At 72.5% G+C, this 18,925-nt stretch carries 16 protein-coding genes; 10 read left to right on the top strand and 6 right to left on the bottom strand.

Annotation, left to right across the window (positions count from 1 at the left end; translation table 11 throughout):
- Nucleotides 1-313: 313 nt before the first annotated feature.
- Nucleotides 314-2,197, top strand: a complete 1,884-nt coding sequence (locus AB0M80_RS35725) for a Na+/H+ antiporter (RefSeq protein WP_364573768.1) — start codon at nucleotides 314-316, stop codon at nucleotides 2,195-2,197.
- Between the two features lie 62 nt (nucleotides 2,198-2,259).
- Nucleotides 2,260-2,946, top strand: coding sequence for a histidine phosphatase family protein (locus tag AB0M80_RS35720; protein WP_364573767.1), 687 nt, complete (start codon nucleotides 2,260-2,262; stop codon nucleotides 2,944-2,946).
- Here the strand turns inward: AB0M80_RS35720 and AB0M80_RS35715 are convergent.
- Together AB0M80_RS35715 and AB0M80_RS35710 are read right to left on the bottom strand one after the other, a co-directional pair.
- A complete protein-coding gene (locus AB0M80_RS35715) occupies nucleotides 2,930-3,673 on the bottom strand; it encodes an ABC transporter permease (RefSeq protein ID WP_364573765.1) in 744 nt (247 codons plus the stop codon). The genes AB0M80_RS35720 and AB0M80_RS35715 overlap by 17 nt on opposite strands.
- 17 nt (nucleotides 3,674-3,690) lie before the next feature.
- Nucleotides 3,691-4,176 (bottom strand): MmpS family transport accessory protein, encoded by a 486-nt coding sequence (locus tag AB0M80_RS35710; RefSeq protein ID WP_364573763.1) that lies wholly within the window; start codon nucleotides 4,174-4,176, stop codon nucleotides 3,691-3,693.
- Nucleotides 4,177-4,341: 165 nt separating this feature from the next.
- Between AB0M80_RS35710 and AB0M80_RS35705 the strand changes: the two genes are divergently transcribed.
- The 4 genes from AB0M80_RS35705 (at nucleotide 4,342) to AB0M80_RS35690 (ending at nucleotide 8,307) form a co-directional block, all read left to right on the top strand.
- On the top strand, nucleotides 4,342-5,574 hold the full coding sequence (locus tag AB0M80_RS35705; protein ID WP_364573761.1) for a helix-turn-helix domain-containing protein: 1,233 nt from the start codon (nucleotides 4,342-4,344) through the stop codon (nucleotides 5,572-5,574).
- A gap of 105 nt (nucleotides 5,575-5,679) precedes the next feature.
- Nucleotides 5,680-6,657 (top strand): LacI family DNA-binding transcriptional regulator, encoded by a 978-nt coding sequence (locus AB0M80_RS35700; RefSeq protein WP_364573759.1) that lies wholly within the window; start codon nucleotides 5,680-5,682, stop codon nucleotides 6,655-6,657.
- Nucleotides 6,658-7,017: 360 nt separating this feature from the next.
- A complete protein-coding gene (locus AB0M80_RS35695; RefSeq protein ID WP_364573757.1) occupies nucleotides 7,018-7,599 on the top strand; it encodes a DNA-binding protein in 582 nt (193 codons plus the stop codon).
- Nucleotides 7,600-7,650: 51 nt separating this feature from the next.
- Nucleotides 7,651-8,307 (top strand): RES family NAD+ phosphorylase, encoded by a 657-nt coding sequence (locus AB0M80_RS35690; RefSeq protein ID WP_257926625.1) that lies wholly within the window; start codon nucleotides 7,651-7,653, stop codon nucleotides 8,305-8,307.
- Here AB0M80_RS35690 and AB0M80_RS35685 read toward each other — a convergent pair.
- Genes AB0M80_RS35685 through AB0M80_RS35675 form a run of 3 tightly spaced genes read right to left on the bottom strand, consistent with a single transcriptional unit; the run spans nucleotide 8,289 to nucleotide 11,878 of the window.
- On the bottom strand, nucleotides 8,289-8,939 hold the full coding sequence (locus AB0M80_RS35685) for a haloacid dehalogenase-like hydrolase (protein WP_364573755.1): 651 nt from the start codon (nucleotides 8,937-8,939) through the stop codon (nucleotides 8,289-8,291). The two genes, AB0M80_RS35690 and AB0M80_RS35685, sit on opposite strands and share 19 nt — an antisense overlap.
- Nucleotides 8,921-10,876: a S9 family peptidase gene (locus tag AB0M80_RS35680; RefSeq protein WP_364573753.1), complete on the bottom strand. Its 1,956-nt coding sequence runs from the start codon at nucleotides 10,874-10,876 to the stop codon at nucleotides 8,921-8,923. Before AB0M80_RS35680 ends, AB0M80_RS35685 begins: the two co-directional genes overlap by 19 nt.
- A 39-nt stretch (nucleotides 10,877-10,915) precedes the next feature.
- A complete protein-coding gene (locus AB0M80_RS35675) occupies nucleotides 10,916-11,878 on the bottom strand; it encodes a TerC family protein (protein ID WP_364573751.1) in 963 nt (320 codons plus the stop codon).
- A gap of 305 nt (nucleotides 11,879-12,183) precedes the next feature.
- On the opposite strand from AB0M80_RS35675, the gene AB0M80_RS35670 reads away from it, so the two are divergent.
- From AB0M80_RS35670 to AB0M80_RS35660, 3 genes are read left to right on the top strand one after another with little or no spacing between them, the layout of a single operon-like run.
- Nucleotides 12,184-15,051, top strand: a complete 2,868-nt coding sequence (locus AB0M80_RS35670) for an alpha/beta fold hydrolase (protein ID WP_364573749.1) — start codon at nucleotides 12,184-12,186, stop codon at nucleotides 15,049-15,051.
- Nucleotides 15,048-15,980, top strand: coding sequence for an ABC transporter permease subunit (locus tag AB0M80_RS35665; protein ID WP_364573747.1), 933 nt, complete (start codon nucleotides 15,048-15,050; stop codon nucleotides 15,978-15,980). Before AB0M80_RS35670 ends, AB0M80_RS35665 begins: the two co-directional genes overlap by 4 nt.
- Nucleotides 15,981-15,998: 18 nt before the next feature.
- Nucleotides 15,999-16,754 (top strand): enoyl-CoA hydratase/isomerase family protein, encoded by a 756-nt coding sequence (locus AB0M80_RS35660; protein WP_364573745.1) that lies wholly within the window; start codon nucleotides 15,999-16,001, stop codon nucleotides 16,752-16,754.
- On the opposite strand, the gene AB0M80_RS35655 is transcribed toward AB0M80_RS35660, so the two are convergent.
- Nucleotides 16,751-17,254, bottom strand: a complete 504-nt coding sequence (locus tag AB0M80_RS35655) for an SRPBCC family protein (RefSeq protein WP_364573743.1) — start codon at nucleotides 17,252-17,254, stop codon at nucleotides 16,751-16,753. The genes AB0M80_RS35660 and AB0M80_RS35655 overlap by 4 nt on opposite strands.
- Before the next feature lie 223 nt (nucleotides 17,255-17,477).
- Here AB0M80_RS35655 and AB0M80_RS35650 point away from each other — a divergent pair, with 223 nt between their 5' ends.
- Nucleotides 17,478-18,869 carry a S28 family serine protease gene (locus tag AB0M80_RS35650; RefSeq protein WP_364573741.1) on the top strand — a complete coding sequence of 464 codons (1,392 nt, stop codon included), beginning with the start codon at nucleotides 17,478-17,480 and terminating at the stop codon, nucleotides 18,867-18,869.
- Nucleotides 18,870-18,925: the final 56 nt, after the last annotated feature.

The raw sequence follows: 18,925 nt of genomic DNA, 5'->3' as shown, positions 1-18,925 counted from the left end.
GGCATTCACCCAGCTCGCCTGCGCGGTGATCTGCTACCGCCGGGCTATCAAGCTGGACCTGCTCACCCACAACAACCCCAAATGAGACGTGGTCTAAGCACTTGCCCCGGAGTGCGCTCCAGCGTGTTGACTGGGGCCACACCCTGGGAGAGATCTTGACCGCAGCCTCGAACAAGCAGCTGCTGGGCGGTCCGGCCGGAAGTTTCAGCACGACCCCGCCCCGCCCCCCAGCTTCCGCGGCAAGGCCTCGGTCCGCCGCGACCCCGAGCTGGCCCGGTGACACCCGCCACGACGCCCGGGTGATGATGGGGCCGTGCACATAGCGGCAGAGATAGTGGCGCTGGTCGTGACCGTCCTCGTCGTCAGCGCGGTGGCGCGGCGGCTGGACTGGTCCGCCCCGCTGTGCCTGATCGTCGTCGGCGTCGGCGCGTCCTACGTCCCCGGCGTGCCCGAGTACCACCTCGACCCCGAGGTCGTGCTGCTCGGCCTGCTGCCCCCGCTGCTGTACTCGGCGGCCATCCAGACGTCGCTCGTCGACTTCCGGAAGAACCGCGGGGCGATCGGGCTGATGTCGGTCGGGCTCGTCGTGTTCACCGCGATCGGCGTCGGCCTGGTCGCCTGGGCGGTGATCCCCGGCCTCCCGCTGGCCGGCGGCATCGCGCTCGGCGCGATCGTCGCGCCGCCGGACGCGGTCGCCGCCAGCGTCGTCGCCCGCCGGGTCGGGATGCCCCGCAAGCTGATCCGGCTCCTGGAAGGCGAGAGCCTCTTCAACGACGCCGCCGCGCTGGTCGCCCTCCGCACGGCCATCGCGGCGCTGGCCGGCTCGGTCAGCCTGTGGCAGGTCGGCGCGGACTTCTTCCGCGCGGCCATCGGCGGGGCCGTGGTCGGGCTGGTCGTCGGGTTCGTGGCCGCGTTCATCCGCGCCCGGCTGGACGAGCCGGTGCTCGACACCGCGCTGTCGTTCGCCGTGCCGTTCATCGCCTACCTCCCGGCCGAGGCGATCCACGGCTCCGGCGTGCTCGCGGTCGTCATCGCCGGCCTGATCCTCGGGCACAAGGCGCCGCAGATCCTGTCCGGCTCGACCCGGCTGGCGTCCCGGCTGAACTGGCAGACCATCGCGTTCCTGCTGGAGAACATGGTCTTCCTGCTCATCGGCCTGCAGCTGCGGCGGATCCTCGCCGAGGTGGGCGAGAGCGGGCTGTCCCTGGTGATGCTGACCTGGATCTGCGTCGCCGTGCTCGGCGCGACGATCCTCACCCGCGTGCTCTACCTGATCGGCATCGGCACGGTGAAGCGCCTCGAACGGCGGCTGCTGCCCGGCAAGGCCAAGACGAAGATCTGGCCGTGGCGCTACTCGGCCGTCATCGCGTGGGCGGGCATGCGCGGAGTCGTCACGCTCGCGGCCGCGTTCGTGCTGCCCACCGACACCCCGCAGCGGGCCGTGCTGGTGCTCGCCGCGTTCGTCGTCGTGGCCGGCACCCTGGCCGTGCAGGGCATGACGCTGCCGCCGCTGATCCGGCGCCTGCGCCTGCCCCGGCCGGACCCCGCGGAGGACGCGCTGCAGGAGGCGGCCGTGCTCCACGACATGACCCGGGCGGCGCTGACCAAACTGGACGAGATCCGGCAGCCCGACGACCCGCCGGAGATCATCCAGCGCCTGCGCGACCGGCTGCAGCACCGCTCCGACTCGGCGTGGGAACAGCTCGGCCGGCAGAGCGCCCTGGCCGAAACGCCGAGCGACGCCTACCGCCGGCTGCGGCTGGAGCTGCTCGAAGTGGAACGCGAGCAGTTCCTCAAGGCCCGCGCCAGCGGCAGCGCCGACGACGACGTCCTGCGCAAGGTCCTGGAACGGCTCGACATCGAAGAGTCGATGCTCGACCGCGACGAGGAAGAACCCGAAGTGGAGGGCCGCGAACTGCGCACCCCGGCCGCGACCGCCGGTTCGTGCAAGCACCTGGCCCACGAGTGGGTGGACAAAGACCCCAGCTCGGCCGACAGCTGCGCCGCCTGCCTCGCCGAGGGCACGACGTGGGTGCACCTGCGGATGTGCCTCAAGTGCGGCAACGTCGCCTGCTGCGACTCCTCGCCGCGCCGCCACGCGACCCGGCACTTCCACGAATCCCGCCATCCGGTCATGCGCAGTTTCGAGCCGGGCGAGACGTGGCGATGGTGTTTCGTGGACAAGCAACTCGGTTAATCCGCCTTCCTCCCCACCACCACCCTCAACCGAGGCGCTTCGCGCCGCTGTACCGTCCCAGCATGAGCACGCCCGAGCAGGAGATCGAATACCGCCAGCACCGCTTCAGCCCACCACCCGGCGCGACCGAGATCTTCCTGGTCCGGCACGGCGAGTCGGCTCCGGCCCGCGGCAGCGATCCCTTCGAGCTCGTCGACGGCCAGGCCGACCCGGACCTCGCCCCGGAGGGCCGCGACCACGCCCAGCGCGTCGGCGTCCGGCTCGCCGGGGAGCGGATCGACGCGATCTACGTGACGACGTTGCGCCGCACCGTGCAGACCGCCGCGCCCCTGGCGGAGAAGCTCGGGCTGACCCCGGTCGTCGAGCCGGACCTGCGCGAGGTCCACCTCGGCGACTGGGAAAACGGCCTGTTCCGGAAGTACACCACCGAAGGCCACCCGATCGTCGAACGGCTGTGGACCGAGCAGCGCTGGGACGTGATCCCGGGCGCGGAGTCCGACGAGCGGTTCGGGGCCCGGCTGCGCGGCGCGCTCACCCGCATCGCGGCCGCGCACCCCGATCAGCGGGTCGCGGTGTTCACCCACGGCGGCGTGATCGGCGAGGTGTTCGCCCAGGCCAGCCGCTCGGTCGAGCGGTTCGCGTTCCTCGGCGCCGACAACGGGTCGATTTCGCACCTGGTGCTGCACGGCGACAACTGGATCGTGCGGCGCTTCAACGACACCGCGCACCTGGCTACGCCGCTCGGCTGAGCTTCCCGGCCGCGACGAGCTGCACGGTCACCAGGATCGAGACGGCTTCCGCGGCCAGCAGCCCGAGCAGCACGAGCACCTGGGTCATCCCCGCCTGGACCGGCCCCGCGCCGCCGAGCAGGACGCCGACGTAGGCGCCCGGGAGCGTCACCAGGCCGACCGTGCGGGTCTGGTCGAGCGCCGGGATCAGCGCGTGCCCGGCCGACGGGCGGCAGATCTCCAGCGCGGCCGGGCGCGGCAGGAACCCCAACGCCAGCGCCGCTTCGTACTCGCCGTGGCGCGCCTTGAGCTCGTCGAGGGCGCGACGGGCGGCCTGCGACGTCGCGGTCATCGCGCCGCCGATCACGATGCCCGCGATCGGCACGACGGCGATCGGCCGCGGCGGGACCACGCGAGCGCCGAGGATCAGCGCCAGCACGGGCGCGACCCCGGCCGCGATCGCCAGCGCCGTCCACGGGAGGTTCGCCCAGGTGCCGGCGCGGCGCGCCGACGTCACCGCGGCGATGCCGAACATCAGCAGCACGAACAGGCCGGTGAGCGGGACCGAGCGCAGGACAGCGGTGATCACCAGCGACACGGCGGCCAGCTGCGCGGCCGCGCGGACGGCGGCGATCAGCACCGCCCGCCCCGAGCCGAGCCCGCCGGCCTGGACGACGGCCGCTCCGGCGACGGTGAGCAGGACCAGCACCGCCACCAGGGCGGGTCCGAAGGTGATCGCGGCGTTCACACCGCCCATGGTGGACGTCAGACGGCGCAGCTGAACTGGCGGCCCGGTTCGTCGACCGTCTTCTCGGCGACGACGACGCCGTCGACGACGATCCGGCACCGCAGCTCGCCGGGGCCGGGGTTGCGCGCGGCGATGCTGTAGAACTCGGAACGGCCGGCGGGGCCGACCCGGGTGAACGCCACCGACCAGGGCGTCGTGACCTCGGTTTGCTGGGTCAGCGCCGAGCCCGCGGCGGCGTAGGTGAGGTTGCGGGCGCCGTGCGCGCCGAGCAGTTCGTAGACGACGCGGTGGCTCACGGTGCGGACCGCGGCCGGGGCGGCCGGAGCGCCGGCGGGCTCCTCCGTGGCGGGTCCGCGCGCGGACCGGGGCACGATGTAGGCGGTCACCGCGAAGGCCGCGGCGAGCACACCCAGGACGACGACGAAGCTTCCGGACGAGCGAGCCCGTCCGGCGCAGTCGCGCTGGGGCGGCGAAGCGGGCCGGGTCGCGGTGGGAGCACCCATGGAGAGGTCTTCTCTCGTCGCGCGCACTTCCGTCGAGTGCGTCGACCTCTATCTCGCCGTGACCTGACTGCGCGTTAGCCGCTCTTCGCGAAAAGTCCGGCTTTCACTCGGACGGGTTCTCCGACGGCGCCGGATTCTGTCGGACCCGCGAGGCATGATCGGGGGGTGTACGAGGAAGTGGAGCCACCCGGGCCGCTGCGGGGCGTGGCGCGCTGCGTGTGGCGATCGGCTGCGGCGGGACCGAAGCGGATCGTCCCCGACGGCTGCCTGGACCTGGTCGCCGGGGACGGTGAAGTGTTCGTGGCCGGCCCGGACACGTCGGCGTGGTCATCGGTGACCCGGCCGGGCGCGCTGCTGAGCGGAGTCCGGTTCCTCCCGGGCCGGGCGGCGGCGGTCCTCGGGGTGGCCGCCGACGAGCTGCGCGACCGGCGGGTGCCCTTGGGCGAGCTGTGGGGACGGGCGGGGCAAGAGCTGGCGGAGCGGCTGTTGGCGGGTGAGCTGTCCCCGGCGCGGGCGGTGGCGTCCCGGCTCGGGGAGGTACCACCACCCGACCCGGCGGTGGCGGAGCTGATCGCCCGGCTGGACGCGGGGGCGGCGCGGGTCGCGGATGCCGCAGCCGCGGCGGGGTTGACCCGGTCCGGGGGAGGTGATGCGGGGATGGCGGCGAGGCTCGGCGGGTCCGGCCAGGAAGCGGCACGGGCCGCCGCCATGCTCGCCCGATCCGGCGCCGCCGGAATGAGTAGGGCCCAAGCAGCCGCCATGCTCGCCCAGGCCGGTCCCGTGGGAATGAGTAGCGCCCAAGCAGCCCTGCTTGCGCAGGCCGGCACTGTCGGAATGACCGCCGCCCAAGCAGCCGCCACCCTCGCCCAGGCCGGCACTGTCGGAATGAGTAGCGCCCAAGCAGCCCTGCTTGCTCAAGCCGGCCGTGTCGGAATGACCGCCGCCCAAGCAGCCCTGCTCGCCCGATCCGGCGCCGCCGGAATGAGTAGGGCCCAAGCAGCCGCCATGCTCGGCGGGTCCGGCCCGGAAGGAGCGCGTGCCGCCGCCGGGGTCGCGCAACCGGCCCGATCCGGCGGAAGCCGGCCGGAGGTTGTGGCCGGCCGGGTCGAAGATCCCGCCGCATCGGTTGCGGTGAGCGAGCGGCGGTTGCGGCGGCGGTTCGTCCAAGCCGTCGGGTACGGGCCCGCCACCTACCTACGGGTCAGCCGGTTCCAGCGCGCCGTCGCGCTGGCGCCGCGGGTCGCGGGGCTGGCCGCGCTGGCCGCCGCCGCGGGGTATGCCGATCAGGCGCACCTGAGCCGGGACTGCCGGGCGCTGACCGGCCTCACCCCCCGCGGCTACTTCGGCGAACCCTCCACTGTGGACGTGGCGGTACGTGATCGACGCCGTTCGGCGTAACCCGCGCGGACAACCGGAAGTGGCGGCTCACCCGGAAAGGTAAGCGGACGGTAAACGACTACCAAGAGCGCTATTCTCCCTTCGACGAGTGATCAGGGAGGGCGTGTGGCCACCATCAGCGACGTCGCGGCGAGAGCCGGGGTCTCCACCGCGACGGTGTCGCGCGCGCTCAACGGCAAGTCCACTGTGGACCCCACGCTGGCCGCGCGGGTCCAGGAGGCCGCCACCGAGCTCGGGTATCACCCGAACGGGTTGGCTCGGAACCTGCGCCGGCAGGAGACGGCGGTGCTCGCCCTGATCATTTCCGACGTCGAGAACCCGTTCTTCACCGCCATCGCGCGCGGCGTCGAGGACCTCGCGCAGCGGTCCGGGTACTCGGTGGTGCTCTGCAACTCCGACGAGAACGAGGACAAGGAGCGGCGCTACATCGAGGTCGCGCTGCAGGAACGGGTCGCCGGGGTGGTGCTGTCCCCCACCGGGCGCTCGACGAACGTCGAGGGCCTGCGCCGCCAGGGCACTCCCCTGGTCGCGGTGGACCGGCCGCTGCCGACCGCGGCGGGCGACCAGGTGCTGGTCGACACGCGGCACGCGGCCGCCGAGGCGACGCGGCACCTGCTCGACGGCGGCTACCGGCGCGTCGGCTGCCTGACCGGCCCCGCGGGGGTCCGCACCGCCGACGACCGCCTGGCCGGGTACGCCGACGTCGTCGGCGAAGAGAACGTCCTGTCCCGGCGGGCGGAGTACCGCGCCGGGGGTGCGCAGCTGGCCGCGCTGGAACTGCTCGACGAGCCATCGCCGCCGGACGCGCTCGTGGTCGCGAACAGCACGATGGCGATCGGCGTGCTGGAGGCCCTGGCGGCACGGGGTCTCCGCCCGGGCCGGGACGTGGGCATAGTTTCGTTCGACGACGCCCCGTGGACGACGCTGATCGACCCACCCCTGACGGTGGTCGCCCAGCCGGCGTACGAAGTCGGAAGGGTAGCGGCGCAGCTCCTGCTGGCCCGCATCTCCGACAGCAGCCGCGACGCCTCGACCACGACGCTCGAAGCCCGGCTGATCGTGCGGAAGAGCTCCCGCCGCTGACCCCGGAGGGCTGACGCCCGACTGCAGGGTCGAGCGACGTGCCCGGGGGGCCGGCTCGTGCCGGGCCCCCAGGCACGCCCCACCCCCTGTGTCCCCCATGACCGGCGCCGGAACGCCGGATCCTGTGAGCAGGAGTGGAAATCGTTTACTCATCCGGAACGTAAATCCACGGACCCTCACTGTCAAGCCGAGCCCGGTCTGGACAACGTCGCCCGATCCAGGGAAACTAGCCGGAAGTTGCCTACTCAACGTGTTGGATGATGTGCCCTGAGTGTCGATCTCTGGTGAATTCACCCACAGACAGGGCAAGAAACCGCACGAACCCGCACACGCGCGCTGTTTCGGGTTAACCTGAGCCACATGTCTGTAGCGCTGGAGAACATCCTCGCCAAGGCGGGCCTGAAGGTCGACGCGAACGAGTTCCTCACCCTCGTCGAAGACGCGGCGCGCAGACTCTCCCCACCGAATCCGGATCCCTCGCACTACTTCTCGGCCGATCAGCGCGCCGCGCTCACCGATGTCGGCCTGGACCTGTCACCGCGGCGCGAGGACGAACCCGACTTCCGGGCGCGGACGGTGGCCGCCCACGCCGTGCTCGCCGAAGGCGCGCTCAGCGTCAACGAGGCGGCCAAGACCCTCGGCGTCGACGACAGCCGGATCCGGCACCGCCTCAAGGAAGGCAGGCTGACCGGCTGGAAGGACGGCGGCTGGCGGCTCCCCGCGTGGCAGTTCGCCGGCTCGGGCGTGCTGCCCGGCCTCGAGGCCGTGCTGAAGGCGCTGCCCGACGACCAGCCCGCGCTCGTCGTCGCCGCTTTCATGAGCACCCCGCAGGCCGACCTGGTCATCAACGACCACCCGGCGACCCCGCGCCAATGGCTCCTCTCCGGTGGTGACCCGGACCACGTCGCCCGCCTCATCGCCACGCTCGGCACGCCGCTCTAGGCTGGACCTCCCCGAGCAAGATCACCGACAAGGACGGACCACCCCCGACCCATGGCCCGGCTCCCGCTGCCGCCCGCCCGATCCGTCCTGGTCCGGCAGCTGAACCGCGCCAACGACGTGGTGACGGTCCAGCCCGCGACCAGGCTCGTACGGATCTTCACCGCGCACGGCAACCACCCCCAGCAGTGGAACTCGTTCCGCTACACCGGCCCGCTCCCGCACGGCCGGTTCGACCAGCAGTCGCCCGGCCGCGGCGGCGCGCCGGTCACCGATCCCGCGAACGGGGTCCTCTACTTCGGCCTCACGGTGCGCACCTCGGTCGCCGAGGTCTTCCAGACCAGCTCGACGGTCGACCGCCGCACCCGCGGTCCCCGGCTGGTCGTCGTCCGCCCGACGCGCACGCTGCGCCTGCTCGACCTGACCGGGCTCTGGCCGACCCGGGTGGGCGCGTCCCAGGAGATTTCCAGCGGGCCGAAGAAACTTACTCAGGCGTGGGCCCGCGCGATCCGCGGCGCGTTCAGCGACCTCGACGGCCTCTGGTACCGCTCGTCGATGGACTCCGGCGACCCCGCGATCTGCCTGTGGGACCCGCCGGCGGGCGCCGCGCTGCCCATCGCGCCGGACGTGCTGCTGCCGCTGGACCACCCGGGCCTGGACGTCCCGCTGGGCCGCGTCTGCGAAGAGCTGAACTACACGTTGCTCAACTGAGCCGCCAGCACCGGGATGATCGCCCGCAGGTCCGGATCGTCGACGAGATGGGTCGCGACGGCGCGGGCGACCGGGGCCGCGTTGAAACCGATGCTCGTCCCGACTGCGGCGAACAACGGCAGATCGGACCGGCTGTCCCCGACCGCGACGCACCGCTCCGGCGGGAAGCCCTGTGCCAGCGCGAAGTCGCGTTTGCCGTACTCGTCCAGGTGCTCGGCGACTTCGCCGGTGTAGCGGCCGCCGACGGCTTCGGGCACCGGCCCGCAGAACGCGGCGAAGCCGAACCGATCGGCGAGCATGCGGCCCACCGGCGTCCACGCGAGCGTGGTCAGGATCGGGCGCAGGCCGTGGTCGTGGCACCACCGCACCGTCTCGGCGATCCCGTCCACCAGCGGCAGCGTCTCGAGCCGCGCTGAAACCTCGGCTTCGGTGTGCCCGGCCCACCCCCGGGCGTCGATCACCGACGCCTCCTGGTTGGTCATCTGCCCGGCCACGTACGCCGCTTCGGCCGCGACGAGCTCGGCCTCGTGCCCCAACGCGGCGGCCACCCACGCGCACGAACTCGTGCCGGGCACGAGGGTGCCGTCGACGTCGAAGCAGACCAGCCCGTGCACTACAGGTGCCGCCCCCACCACTCGAGGATCGCTTCGAAGCGCTGGACGCGGTGCCGCGGCCGGCCGGAGCGGCTCAGCTCGTGGCCTTCGCCCGGGAACACGAGCAGCTCCGCCGGAGCTCCCGCACGGCGCAGGGCCACGAACATCCGCTGGGCCTGCTCCAGCGGGCAGCGCCAGTCCTGCTCCGAATGCACCACCGCGAACGGGATCTTGATCTGCGCCGCGTACGAAAGCGGCGAACGGTCGCGCTGCACTTCGGGCGAAGAGCCGATGTAGGCGTCGACGAACATGTAGCCGATGTCGGAGCTGCCGACCATCGAGTCCCACGCGTTGACCGCGCGTTCGCTCCACGCCGCCTTGAAGCGCTCGCCGTGGTGGGCGGCCAGCCAGCTCGTCATGAACCCGCCGTACGAGCCGCCCATGATGCCGACGCGGGAGGCGTCGAGGTCCGGCCGTTCCAGTGCCTTGTCGAGCAGCGCCAGGACGTCGTCGACGTCGACCGTGCCGAAGCCGTGCGTGATCGCGTGGCCGTGCGTCTGCCCGTACCCCGCCGACCCCCGCGGGTTGCCGACCACCACCGCGTACCCCGCCGCCGCGTACACCTGGGCCTCGTCGAAGAGCGCCCACTCCTGCTGGGTGAACGGGCCGCCGTGCACCACGCGCAGCACCGGGTGCGGGCCCTCGCCCTCGGGCAGCACCAGCCAGCCGTGCACCGGGTAGCCGTCCGGCGCGGTGGTCTCCAGCTCGATCATCGGCCGGATGCCCTTGTCCCGCGCCGGCTTCGAGTAGTCGGTCAGCACCCGCGGGTCGCCGTCGCCCAGCAGCACGACCTCGCCGGAGGTCGACGGCGTCGCGACCACCGCCGCGATCACCGAGCCGTCCAGCGTGAACGACCGGAGCGCGGCGTGGTCCGCGTAGACCACCGCGAGGTCGGTCAGCGGGGCGTCGACGGCGTCCACGGCGACCGCGCGCAGTTCCACCGCGCCGCGGTGGCGGACGGCCACGAGGACGTCGTCCCCGCGCGGGGCCGGTGAGCCCGCCGCGGCCTCGCAGTCCACGGTCTCGGCGTCGGTCAGCCGGCGGGCCTTCACCGGGCCGGCGCCGAACTCGGGCGTCGCCGCGTAGAGCCCGGTGGGCGCGGCTTCGTGGTGCTCGTCGAAGGACTGTCCGAAGTAGAACAACGTGCCGTCGGCGCCGAACACCGGCCGCTCCGAGAACCCGGCGCCGCGCACGACGACCTCCGGCTCGCCGCCCTCGGCGGAGATCGCGCAGATGTCGCGCGAGTCGCTTTCGGCCGCGTCCCAGTCCGGCGGCGCGGTGAAGACCACGCGGGCGCCGTCCGGCGTCCACACCGGGTGGGCCGCGTCGAACCCGTCCCCGGTCAGCGGCTCGAGCTCCCGGGGCTCGTCCTCGTCGAGCGCGGCGACGGCGTCGACGACGAACAGCCGCTGCATGCGGTCTCGCAGGAACCCGACGTCGTCGATCCGGTAGTCCATGCGCGTGATCCGGCGCGGCGCTTCGGCCGCCGGCTCCGGCGTCTCGCCGTCGGCGTCCGGGGTGCCGTAACGGCCGGCCTCGGGCACGCGGGCGGTGAACGCGATCCGCCGCGAATCGGGCGCCCACACCGGTTCCCCGGCGCCGAGGTGCAGAGCCGTCAGCCGGCGGGCCTCTCCACCGGCCGACGGCATGACGTGCAGCTGCGGGCTGCCCTCCGCGCCCTTGCCCTCCCCCGCGCGGAGGAACGCCACCCAGCGCCCGTCCGGGGAGATCGACGGGGCCGAGTCGCGCGGACCGTGGGTCCACGCGGTCTCACCACCGTCGAGCGACACGCGCCGCACCGCGCTGTGCGTGGCGTTCGCCTTCAGATCGGGCTTCTTCAGGGCGGTGAGCAGCAGGTTCCCGCGCAGGGCGGGACGGCCGGGGACGACGAGGTCTTCGATGTCGGCAGGACGCACGTCCCGACCGTACCCGAATTCCTTAGCGGTGCGAACGACTCACGCGGAGACCTCGTTCCGCTCGTCGCGCTTGGCCTTCGCCAGGCTGGTCACCGTGGTCACCGTCAGCACGACGATGATCACGCCGAGGGAGACCCAGTTGTTGATGTCCAGCCAGTCCGGCACGACGTGGTACTCGTGCAGCGCGTGCAGGAACAACTTCGCCCCGATGAAGGCGAGGATCACCGCGAGGCCGTAGCTGAGGTAGACGAGCTTCGTCACCAGGCCGCCGAGCAGGAAGTACAGCTGCCGCAGGCCCATCAGCGCGAACGCGTTGGCGGTGAAGACGAGGAACGCCTCCTGGGTGATGCCGAAGATCGCCGGGATCGAGTCGACCGCGAACAGCAGGTCCGCCGAGCCGATCGCCACGATCACCAGCAGCATCGGGGTGATCATCCGCTTGCCGTCGATCTTCACCGTGTACTTGTGGCCGTGGTAGTCGTCGGTCACCGGGGCGAACCGGCGGACCTGCCGGGTGACGGCGTTCTCGTGGTACTCCTCGTCCTCGCCCTTGCCGCGCACCATGCTGATCGCGGTCCAGATCAGGATCGCGCCGAAGAGGAAGAACACCCAGACGAACTGCGCGATCAGCGCGGCGCCGATGGCGATGAAGACGCTCCGCATGGCGAGCGCGAGCAGGATGCCGACCAGCAGCACGCGGTGCTGGTGGATGGCGGGCACCTTGAACGACCCCATGATGATCATGAAGATGAACAGGTTGTCGACGCTCAGCGAGTACTCCGTGATGTACCCGGTGAAGAACTCGACGCCCGGGTCGTGCCCGGCGAAGATCCACACGCCGATCCCGAAGAGGATCGCGCACGAGACGTAGAAGATCACCCAGCGAGCGGCTTCCCCCGTGGTCACTTCGTGCGGCTTGCGATCGACGATGACCAGGTCCAGCGCGATGAGCGCGAGCAGGCCACCGATCGTGGCGATCCACAGCCACAGGGGGACAGTCATGAAACCCAAACCTCCGGATAGTGCGCAGCAGCAACTAACCGGAGGTCTCTTCCGCCGGTGGAACCACCGGCCGACGGTGCCGGGGGCGCAAGGCCACCGTGCTGACGACACCGCCGCGAAGGAATACTCCCCTCACAGCCCGTCCAGTTTGCCGGTTCCCCCCGGCCGAGCGCCAGCCAGGATCGCGCACGTCACCGGGTTGGTCGTGTAATTCCGGTCACTTCGGTCCACCAGGTGGTCGGTTGAGGTGTGATCGACGTGAGCCCGTGAGGACGCTCTCAGGAAACTTCACCTACGGTCACGTCGTGCCCCGACTCCCGCTCCCACGCACCCGCGGAGCCCGCCTCACCGCGCTCGCCGCCGTCGTCGTGGTCCTGGCCGCCGGCGCGGTCTTCTGGATCACGCGCCCCGCGGCGCCGCCCCCGGTGCCGACGCAGGACGCGCTGATCGACCTGCCCGCCGCGCCCGGCTCGGCGGAGCAGGTCAAGATCGACACGACCACCTACCTCCCCGCGACCGTGCCCGCACCCGCGGTGCTGCTCGCGCACGGCTTCGGCGGGGACAAGAACAGCGTCGCCGACGACGCCCGCGAGCTCGCCCGGAAGGGCTTCGTCGTGATGACGTGGTCCGCGCGCGGCTTCGGCAAGAGCACCGGCAAGATCGGGCTGAACGACCCGGACGGCGAGGTCGCCGACGCGAGCCGCCTGATCGACCGGCTCGTCGCGCAGCACCAGGTGACCCTCGACGCGAAGAACGACCCGAAGGTCGCCGTCACGGGCGCGTCCTACGGTGGCGCGCTCTCGCTGCTGCTGGCCGGCACGGACCGGCGCGTCGACGCGATCGCGCCGGTGATCACCTACAACGACCTCGCGCAGGGGCTGGTCCCGAACGCCGCCACGCCCGCGCCTGCGGCCTCGGGCACCCCGGCCGCCGGCGCGTTCGCGGCCGACGGTGTGTTCAAGAAGAGCTGGGCCGGCATCTTCTTCTCGGCCGGCTCCGGTGCCGCGGCGAGCGGCTCGCCGTCCGCCGAAGCGCCGGAAGCCGGGCAGGAGACCGACACCGGATCCACCGGCGCCGGCGGGACCGCCGCGGTGGCGGCCGCCGTACCCGCCGGGCCGCCGGGCGCGGGCGGGCCCCGGAGCGCGCCGGCCGACCCGTGCGGCCGGTTCACCGCCGCGGTCTGCCGCGCCTACACCGAACTCGGCACCACCGGACGCGCGAGCCAGGCGAGCGTGGACCTGCTGCGGCGCGTCTCCCCCGCTTCGGTGACGAGCAGGATCACCGTGCCGACGCTGCTGGTGCAGGGCGAGAGCGACACGCTGTTCGGCCTCGACCAGTCCGACGCGAACGCCCGGCAGATCACCGCGGCGGGCGGCAAGGTGCGGACGATCTGGTACACCGGCGGGCACGACGGCGGCAAGCCCGGCCCGCAGCTGCGTGCCAAGATCGGCGACTTCCTGAAGACGGCGCTGGACGGCGGCGACCCGGGCACCGGCTTCAGCTACGACGTCCAGGGCACGTTGCGCGCCAACGGGACGCCGTCGGTCCGCACGGTCAGCGCCGGCACCTACCCCGGACTGACCGGCCCGGCCGGCGAACGGCGGCTGCTGCCGCTGACCGGTCCCGCACAGCCGGTGGTGCGCCCGGCCGGGGCCAACCCCGCGGCGGTGAGCGGGATCCCCGGGCTCAACGGCGTCGCGAGCAGCACGTCCCGGCTCGGCGCTTTGTTCAGCAGCGACCCGCCCGGGCAGGCGGCGCAGTTCACCACCGCCCCGGTCGACGGGCAGATCGTCGTCAGCGGCGCCTCGACCGTGCGGCTGCAGGTCGCGGCGGACCCGGCGCACCCGCAGCCGGACGCGGTGCTGTTCGCGAAGCTCTACGACGTCGGGCAGGACGGCTCGCGGGTGCTGCCGGCCAACGCGATCGCGCCGTTCCGGGTGAGCGGGCTGCCCGCCGACGGCACCCCGGTCGAGGTCACCGTGACGCTGCCCGGCATCGTCCGGCCGATCGAGGGCGGGCACTCGCTGCGGCTGGTGGTCGGCACCACCGACCAGGCGTTCGCCGCCCCGGCCGCGCCCGCGGTGTTCCGCATCGGGCTCGCCGGTGGCACCGCGCTGGCCGTGCCGGTCGTGCCCGGCACCTCCGTCGGCTCCCCCGCCCCGGTCGGCCAGCTCATCGGCATCGGCGTCACGCTCGCCATCGGCGTGGCCGTGGCCCTCTTCGCCGCGCTGCGCCGCCGCCGGGCCACCGACATCGACCCGGAGCTCGCCACCACGCCGCTGGTCATCGAGGGACTGCGCAAGGAGTACCCGGGTGGGTTCGTCGCGGTGAAGGACCTGTCCTTCCGCGTGGAACCGGGCCAGGTGCTCGGCCTGCTCGGGCCGAACGGCGCGGGCAAGACGACCACCCTGCGGATGCTGATGGGCCTGATCACGCCGACGCAGGGCCACATCCGGGTCTTCGGGCACAAGATCACCGCGGGCGCTCCGGTGCTCTCGCGCATCGGCTCGTTCGTCGAGGGGGCCGGGTTCCTGCCGCACCTGTCCGGCCGGGCGAACCTCGAGCTGTACTGGGCGAGCACCGGGCGTCCCCCGGAGAGGGCGCACTTCGGGGAGGCGCTGGAGATCGCCGGGCTCGGCTCCGCGGTCGACCGCCGGGTCCGGACCTACAGCCAGGGCATGCGGCAGCGGCTGGCGATCGCGCAGGCAATGCTCGGCCTGCCGGAGCTGATGGTGCTCGACGAGCCGACCAACGGGCTCGACCCGCCCCAGATCCACCAGATGCGCGAGGTGCTGAAGCGGTACGCCGCGACCGGCCGCACCGTGGTGGTGTCCAGCCACCTGCTGGCCGAGGTCGAGCAGACCTGCACGCACGTCGTGGTCATGCACCGCGGCTCGCTGGTCGCCGCGGGCGAGGTCGGCGAGCTGGCCGCGGCCGGCGGCGAGGCGACGTTCCGGGTCGGCGACCCGGCAGCGGCCGCGGCGGCGCTGAAGGCGGTCGGCGGGGTCACCTCGGTCGACGTCGACGGCGACCTCGTGCACGCCGACCTCGACGGGCTCCCGCGCGCCGAGGCGGTGGCGGCGTTGGTCCGCGCCGGCGTCGCGGTGGAGCAGGCCGGGCCCCGGCGCCGGCTGGAAGACACCTTCCTGCAACTGGTCGGAGATGACTCGTGAACACTGCGAATTCCGGGGTCCACACCGACCCGCACGCGCTGGACGAACTGAGCGACGTCGCCTCGCACGAGCACACCGAGGTGGGGCCGGACGGCGCCGTCGCGGGCTACTCCGCGCGGCGGACCCTGCGGCTCGGCGTCGAGCTGCGGCGTCAGCTCAAGCGGCGGCGCACGCAGTTCCTGCTCGGGTTCGTCGCGCTCCTGCCGTTCATCCTGGTGATCGCGTTCGAGGCCGGGCAGTCGAACCCGAACCGGCGCAGTGGCGGGTTCGTCGACCTGGCCACGGCGTCCGCGCCCAACTTCGTCGTGCTGGCGCTGTTCGTCTCCGGGACGTTCCTGCTGCCGATGATCGTCGCGCTGTTCTACGGCGACACCATCGCGAGCGAGGCGTCCTGGTCGAGCCTGAAGTACCTGCTGGCCGCCCCGGTGCCGCGGCAGCGCGTGCTGCGGCAGAAGGCGATCGTGTCCGGGCTGCTGTCGGCGGCGGCGCTGGTACTGCTGCCGCTGGTCTCGCTCGGCGTCGGGGTGCTCTGGTACGGCGCGGGCGATGCGATCAGCCCGACCGGCGACGCGGTGTCCTTCGGCGACAGCCTGATCGCCATCGGGCTGTCCACTGTGTACATCATCCTCCAGCTCGCCTGGGTGGCCGGGCTCGCGCTGGCGCTGAGCGTGTCGACCGACGCCCCGCTCGGCGCGGTCGGCGGCGCGGTGCTGGTGGCGATCCTGTCGCAGATCCTCGATCAGATCACGGCTCTGGAAGGCCTGCGCAACTACCTGCCGACGCACTACGCGTTCGCGTGGATGGACCTGATCTCCACCGACGTCGACTGGACCAACCTGGCGAGCGGCATGCTGTCGGCGGCGATCTACGGGACGGTGTTCTTCCTCTACGCCGGGCGGAGGTTCGCTCGCAAGGACATCACGAGCTGAAGCCGGTACGGTCGGGCCGTGCCGGTCATCCTCGAGAGCCACCACGACATCGCCGTGCTCCGGATCGACCACGGAAAGGGCAACACCCTCGACACGGCCTCCTGCCGCGAGCTGGTGCTCCGGCTGGAGGAGGCCGAGCAGGCCCGCGCCGTGGTGCTCACCGGAACCGGTGGCATCTTCTGCGCGGGCGTCGACCTCAAGCGGATCGACGCGGGTGGCGCGGCGTACGTGGCGGAGTTCCTGCCGCTGCTGTCGGACGCGTTGCTGGCGGTGTTCGGCTTCCCGCGCCCGGTGGTCGCCGCGCTCAACGGGCACGCCGTCGCCGGGGGCGCGGTGCTCGCCGCGGCCTGCGACCACCGGGTGCTCACCACCGGGCCCGGCCGGATCGGGGTGACCGAGCTGCTCGTCGGGCTGCCGTTCCCGCTGGCCGCGCTGGAGATCCTCCGCTGCGCGTACGGGACGACGCGGTTGCCATCGCTGACCTACTCGGGGGAAACCCACGGCGGCGAAGAGGCTCTGGCCCGCGGGCTGGCCGACGAGCAGGCGCCGCCGGAGGAGCTGTTCGAGCGGGCCGCCGCCGTCGCGGCCCGGCTCGGCGAGCTGCCCGCCGAGCCGTTCGCCCACACCAAGGCCCAGATCCGGCAGCCCTTCCACGAGCGGATCGCCGAGTACCGCCACTCCGACGACCCGCGGGTGGAGCGGATGTGGCAGTCCGCCGAGGCGCTGACCGCCGTCCGGTCGTACGTGGACCGGGTGCTCGGCGGCCGCGGTTAGGTGGCGCGCACGCCGCTCTCGGCGAGCGCCTTGATGCCCTCGACCGTCTTCTGCATGTTGGCCTGCAGCTCCCCGAGCCGCATCGCGACGATTTCTTCTTCGTGCTCGGGCATCGAGCCGATGATCGTGGTGAGGTTCGACGGGCCGGGGCCGATCTGCGCCCACTGGCGCAGGATCGTGCCGTCGCCGTCCGGGACGAGCTCGAAGCGCCACGACGCGGCCGGGTTCGTCACGTCCATCACGGCCCACGCGAACAGGCGCTCGGGCTCGTAGCCGGTCACGGTCGAGACCGTCTCCCACTCCCCGGCGACCGGGTGGGAGTTGCGGCCGCGGAACCGCGCGCCGAGGCCCGGCTCGGCGCCCTCGACCCAGCCGCCACCCTGGAACTCGGTGGAGAACCGGGACGGCAGGTCGACGTCCAGCAGCCAGGACCAGACCTCGGCCGGCCGCGCGGCGATGCGGACCTCGACCTGGGTCGTCGGGCAGTCGGAAACCTTCATAGCGGACCCCTCGCTCGGTGCCGGTGCCTACGGATCCGGACCGTAACGTGGCGCCGATCACGCGGACAACTCGCACGATGCGCGCGGTTGCGCAGCCCGGAGGACGCCGCGCCACCCGCCGAAAGTCGGGTCCTGACCGATTCTGCGCCCGGACAGCCGATTGCCGACCCGGGCCGGTTCTGTGAGGGTCCCACGGAGGGTTCGTGAGCCGGGAGGGTGCTCCATGCGCAGACTTTTCACCGCCGGTGCGGTCCTGCTCGCGCTGGCCGGCCTGGCCCCGGCGGCCGCGGCGGCGCCCGACATCAAGGCGGCGCTGCAGCGGATCCCGGGGCTGACGGTCGTCTCGGAGGACGCGGCGCCGGCCGGCTTCCGGTTCTTCAAGCTGACGTACACGCAGCCCGCCGACCACCGGCATCCCGACGGGGGCACGTTCCAGCAGCGGTTCACCTTGCTGCACCGGGACTTCGCCGCGCCGACGGTCGCCTTCACCAGCGGCTACAACGTCAGCGGCACAGCGAACCGCTCGGAACCGACGCAGATCGTCGACGGCAACCAGCTTTCGATGGAGTACCGCTACTTCACGCCGTCGCGGCCCGAGCCGGAGAACTGGGCGAAGCAGCTGACGATCTGGCAGGCGGCGGCGGACGAGCACCGCGCGGTGCAGGCGTTCAAGGCGATCTACCCGGGCAAGTGGCTGGCCACGGGCGGCAGCAAGGGTGGCATGACCGCGACGTACTTCCGGCGCTTCTTCCCCGACGACGTCGACGCGACGATCCCGTACGTCGCGCCCAACGACGTCATCGACCCGCTCGACGTCTACAACCGGTTCCTCTCGCGCGTGGGCAACGATCCGGCGTGCCGCGACGCTTTGAAGGCGATCCAGCGCGACGCGCTGAAGCGGCGTGCCGAGCTGGGCGCGATCGCCGCGGCGGACGCGGCCGGGCGCGGGCTGACGTTCTCGATCGTCGGCTCGGCCGACAAGTCCCTCGAAATCTCGGTGATCGACTCGTACTTCGCCTTCTGGCAGTACCAGACGCAGGCGGACTGCGCGACGGTGCCGGCGCCGGGCGCGCCCGCGGCGGAGGTCTACGCCTGGTACGAGAAGGTGGAGAGCCTCAACACCTACTCCGACCAGGACCTGGCGCCCTACATCCCGTACTACTACCAGGCGGCGGTGCAGCTGGGCTCGCCCGAGGCGTACGACGGCTACCTCCGCGACCTGTTGCGCTACCCCGGCGCCGACCAGCCGAAGACGTTCGTGCCGAGCTCGGTCCGCCTGCCGCACTTCGACTACCTGGCGATGCCCGACATCGACTTCTGGGTGAAGTCCCGCGGTACCCGGCTGCTGTTCGTGTACGGCTCGAACGACCCGTGGGGCGCGGAGCCGTTCGAACCGGGCTTCGGCAGCCGCGATGCGTACCGCTACTACGTCCAGGGCGGCAACCACGGGTCGAAGATCGCCCAGCTGGCCCCGGCCGACGCCGCCGCGGCCACCGCGACGGTCCGGCGCTGGGCCGGCTTGCCGCCCACCGGTTCACCGGCCGCTCGGTTCGCTCCGGCCGGCTTCCCGGACTTCGACGCGGATCTGACCCTTCGGGCGCGGCCGCGACTGTGACTTTCCTCTGGCCGGGCGTAGTCTCACGGCACCTTGACGGCCCGGCCTGAGGAGGC

This window comes from Amycolatopsis sp. NPDC051045 (genome assembly GCF_040682955.1).
GTDB lineage: Bacteria > Actinomycetota > Actinomycetes > Mycobacteriales > Pseudonocardiaceae > Amycolatopsis.
Note: the sequence above shows the minus strand (reverse complement) of the source record. Positions and strands in the feature narration are given on the sequence as shown.